General features: G+C 49.2%; 4 protein-coding genes and 3 pseudogenes. 5 read left to right on the top strand and 2 right to left on the bottom strand.

All coding sequences use genetic code 11. The features are described 5' to 3' along the window. The 4 genes and pseudogenes from A5N84_RS09130 to A5N84_RS09115 form a co-directional block, all read left to right on the top strand. Positions 1-253, top strand: a 253-nt coding sequence (locus A5N84_RS09130) for a transposase (protein WP_143324909.1), incomplete at its 5' end; no start/stop codon positions are given. 24 nt (positions 254-277) lie between these two features. Beyond that, positions 278-562 (top strand): annotated as a pseudogene (locus A5N84_RS09125) (SbmA/BacA-like family transporter); the annotation flags it as partial. Positions 563-565: 3 nt separating this feature from the next. After that, positions 566-1,063, top strand: a complete 498-nt coding sequence (locus A5N84_RS09120) for a PH domain-containing protein (protein WP_072282127.1) — start codon at positions 566-568, stop codon at positions 1,061-1,063. Then, positions 1,060-2,601 carry a PH domain-containing protein gene (locus A5N84_RS09115; RefSeq protein WP_072282126.1) on the top strand — a complete coding sequence of 514 codons (1,542 nt, stop codon included), beginning with the start codon at positions 1,060-1,062 and terminating at the stop codon, positions 2,599-2,601. Before A5N84_RS09120 ends, A5N84_RS09115 begins: the two co-directional genes overlap by 4 nt. A 389-nt stretch (positions 2,602-2,990) precedes the next feature. On the opposite strand, the gene A5N84_RS09110 is transcribed toward A5N84_RS09115, so the two are convergent. Continuing rightward, the gene (locus tag A5N84_RS09110) at positions 2,991-3,500 is read right to left on the bottom strand and encodes a protein disulfide oxidoreductase (protein ID WP_072282125.1); all 510 of its coding nucleotides are present in this window, start codon (positions 3,498-3,500) and stop codon (positions 2,991-2,993) included. A gap of 136 nt (positions 3,501-3,636) precedes the next feature. Between A5N84_RS09110 and A5N84_RS13675 the strand changes: the two are divergent. Then, positions 3,637-3,756: pseudogene (locus A5N84_RS13675) on the top strand (IS30 family transposase); the annotation flags it as partial. On the opposite strand, the pseudogene A5N84_RS10090 reads toward A5N84_RS13675, so the two are convergent. Further along, positions 3,730-3,854, bottom strand: a pseudogene (locus tag A5N84_RS10090) (transposase); the annotation flags it as partial. The pseudogenes A5N84_RS13675 and A5N84_RS10090 sit on opposite strands and share 27 nt — an antisense overlap.

Below are 3,854 nucleotides of genomic sequence, written 5' to 3'. Positions count from 1 at the left end.
CACTTTACTGACAGGCAAGAAAAAGAATATGAAATCCCCGCCCCAAAGCCCTGAACAAAAAAGGTTGTTAAAACAAAGAGGTGCTGTTGAAACAATTTTTGATCAGTTAAAGAATCTATGCCAAATTGAACATACTCGCCATCGTTTAGAGAAGGGATTTTTGTTGAATCTGATTTCTGGATTAACAGCATATTGCTTGTTTGCGTATAAGCCGCAGATGTTTGGGAAGAATGCTTTGGTGGCTGCTAAATAGAGGTGGCTTATCCCGAACTCAGGTTATGAAAACGTGCGCAAAAATTATTTTATTCTCTATCTGAATTATCTGTATTTCGACTTGGTGAAATGGGCGTATTTGCAAGCCAGCGTCCTCTTTCCCTACATTGCGCTCGGGCCGAGCCTGATTGCCGGCGCCTTGACCTTGGGCATCATGCAGCAAATCGTGCGCGCTTTTGGTAAAGTGGAAGGCGCGTTTCAGTTTCTCGTCGTTTCATGGGGCAATATTGTCGAGCTGATGTCGATTTACAAGCGCCTCAATGCCTTTGAAAAAACCTTGAAGGAGTAAAGCATGGATTTTCAGCCGCTGCCACGTGAGGCTTTGCAGGAACAAATGGCAAATCTTGCCTTAATGATACTGCTACTTGTCTTGCCGCTTTATGTAGGCTTGATATTTGTTCTGTTCTCAATGTTTTCCCAATCGGAAACCTTCTTTTTAAAGGCTTTGTTTTGGGGCGCTATTTTGGCGCTTGCTTCTGCTGCTTACGGCCGCTATTTCTGCGTCCTGCGCCATCGCCGCTGTCAATGGCGGCTGGATAATCATAGTCTTTGTTTTCATATCGGCTTGTGGCAGCGTCATGAATATTACATTGCGCGTTCGCGCGTGCAATATGTGGACGTTCGGCAAGGGCCTTTGGAACGCCGTTTCGGGGTCAGTCAATTGTTTATCCATACCGCCGGCGGCATGAATGTCGTTGTTCTTAGAGGCTTATTGTATGAAGACGCGCAAGCGGTACGCCATGAACTGATTGGCGAGCATGCACCGCCTGCCGGCGGATTTGCCTCATGACGGCTTTTGAACTGGGCGTCGCCTTAAATGCCCTGACACCGCGCCGCCTGCACCGTCATTCATGGCTCTTTATTACGATAAATCTCGTGATCGGCAACGTCATACCGCTGGCGCTGGGCTTATGGCAGCAATTTCGCGACCCGACGGCGACCAGCATTATCTTGATTCTTGCCGCTCTGCTGATTGTGCTGCCCTTGGTGCATGCGCTTTCCTACCGCCTGCATATCAGCGGCGAAGATATCGTCATTTATAGCGGTCGCCTGTTTAAATCCGTGCGCCATGTGCCGCTGGCGAATCTACATAATGTCAATCTGCGCCGCAATGTTTTGCATCGTTGGCTGGCGGTGGCGGAAGTGCGGCTTGAAACCGCGGGCAGCGGCGGCGAATCCGAAGCCGTATTGCGCGTACTTTCTTTAGAAGACGCGCAGCATTTGCAGCGCTATCTGCTCAGCCAGCAGCAAAGCCAATCATCGCCGCATCACTCCGCCCTCGCACAGACGGAAGCGCAAATCCCGCATACCGGCGATAATCTGCTGCCCCTGCCGCACGGCGAACTCATCCGCCTTGGCTTAAGTACTAACCAAGGCTTGGGCATCTCCGCCTTTATCTTTTATGTATTCATTGAGTTTCAGGATTATGACCGCATGGTAGCGTGGATTGGCGGGCGTCTGTTTGACAGTCTGTGGCTGACGGAAATCTTGAGCCGCTGGTGGATCATGGCATTGCTTGCCCTCTTTGTCCTATGGATATTGAATAAACTCTCCGCCATTCTCTTTGTTTATTTAGGCTACAGCCATTTCACGCTCTTAGACAGCGGCGGCGAACGCATTCAGCAGCAACGCGGACTGCTGACCCAACACAGCAGCCATATCCGCAAAACCCGCATACAGGTCTGGCGCATCCAGCAAAATCCCAGCTTGCGCCTGTTTAAGCGTTACCGCATCAGCATCGATACCGCCGTCATGGACGGCGGCAAAGGCGGCGAGCGCGGCATCAGTCTGTTAGTGCCGATTGCCGAGCAGGAGACGATTCAAAGCCTGCTCCGGCATTGGCAACTGCCGTATTTTACGCAGGTGCAGCGATTAGCGGCGCGGGCATGGCGCAGAATCTTCATTGCCTATGTCTTTAAGAGCAGTCTTTATTGCGGCATCTTAGCACTGGGCTTGGTCGGTTTCTCCGAAAAAATTCCCGTGCAATCCGCTGCGTGGCTATGGCTTGCCCTGATACCGCTGCAATTGATTGCCGCCGTAAGGCGCGCCGCCTTTGCCGGCTGGCATTGCGAAAAAGGCTATTTCTTCTACCGCGACGGCTGGCTGTGGCGGCATTGGCATATCATCGCTTTGAAAAACATCCATGCCATCGCCCTGCAACATAATTACTTTGACCGCCGCTACCGCATGGCAAGCCTTATCCTCGACAGTATGGGTTGCAGCGCCTTAAACCGTCCCTTTGCCATTCGCTACCTGCCGCAGGAAACCGCAAAAATTTTGGCGAAACTGCTGTGGCAGCGCCAAATCAAACAATCGGCGAAACAATGAATACGAGGTGGGGCAAACCTGCCGTATTTTTCATGCTTTATCGTCGGAGAAGTGAAAATTAAAGTATAGTAAATTCATGGCAAAATTAATCATTTTTCAGTAGAGAGGTCGGATACTTGTATCCGACATTACTTAAAATATAAATTTGTCGGATTTAAAAATCCGACCTACTTCTCTATAAATTAGCAGCTTAAATATTTACATCCAACACAATTTGTCATGACCCGTGCTTTCTAGCGTAAACACCCTAAACTAAGGTTGAAAATATAATGTTCGCATTTGTCATGAATCGACTATACAAGGCTGCGAGCCGCAGACAATACAAGAGCCTACGGCAAGATGAGCCAAGTCCGTAATACTTTTTCAATCCTTCAACGATAGCATATCCCCTAATGCCGCCACCCCGCCAACATCAAACGCGTTTTTAATCCCCAATAGCTACTCAAGCCGGTGGTGCTGTGTAGCACCCGCCCCTGCCGCACCAGCACGATAGTCGGTGTAACCTGCATTTGCCATTGCCGCGACAAACTGCCGTCGGCATCATTAATATTGTCAAAATGCCAAGCCTGCTTATCCAAATAAGCGCGAATATCGGCATCGCTGCCCGACTGCACCGCCACGCCTAAAACCGCCACCCCGTCTTCATGCAGTTTCTGTATCACCGGAGAAGTATGGCGGCATATGCCGCACCAGCTGCCCCAAAAATACAACAGCACCGTTTGATTGCTACTGTGCTGCGCCAAGGTAAGCGAACTGCCGGATAGCGTAGAAAGCGGATGCGCAGCGGCATCCAAAGGTGCAGAAGGACGACGCCAGTAATCCGCGGCAACACTTAAGACCGCCAAGAACAAGGCAAATTGCAGAATATTTTTAACAATCGATTTGAGGATTTTGTGCATAGAAGAAAAATGTCAGTCGAATAACATGTTTTATATATTGAAATTGCATCAACGTGCCCAACATGCGCTTTCTTTTAAAATGACTAAGCCAAACCTTGGAAAGCACAAGCATTTTCAGATCATTACTATCGACTGAATATCATATAGTCGGAGAAGTGAAAAAGTAGTACAAGGCGGCGAGCCGCAGACAGTACAAGAGCGCACGGCAAGGCGAGCCAACGACGTAATACTTTTTCAATTCTTCGACTATGGCATCAAGCCATACGATAGGATAAACGCTATTCAGTGCTCTGGATTGCCAGGCTTTAAGTTGTGGGATAAGTTGGTCAGTGATACTGCTGATGGCAGCTTCTG

It is taken from the genome of Rappaport israeli (assembly GCF_001888055.1).
Taxonomy (GTDB): Bacteria; Pseudomonadota; Gammaproteobacteria; order Cardiobacteriales; family Cardiobacteriaceae; genus Rappaport; species Rappaport israeli.
This window is presented reverse-complemented; position numbering and strand designations above follow the sequence as displayed.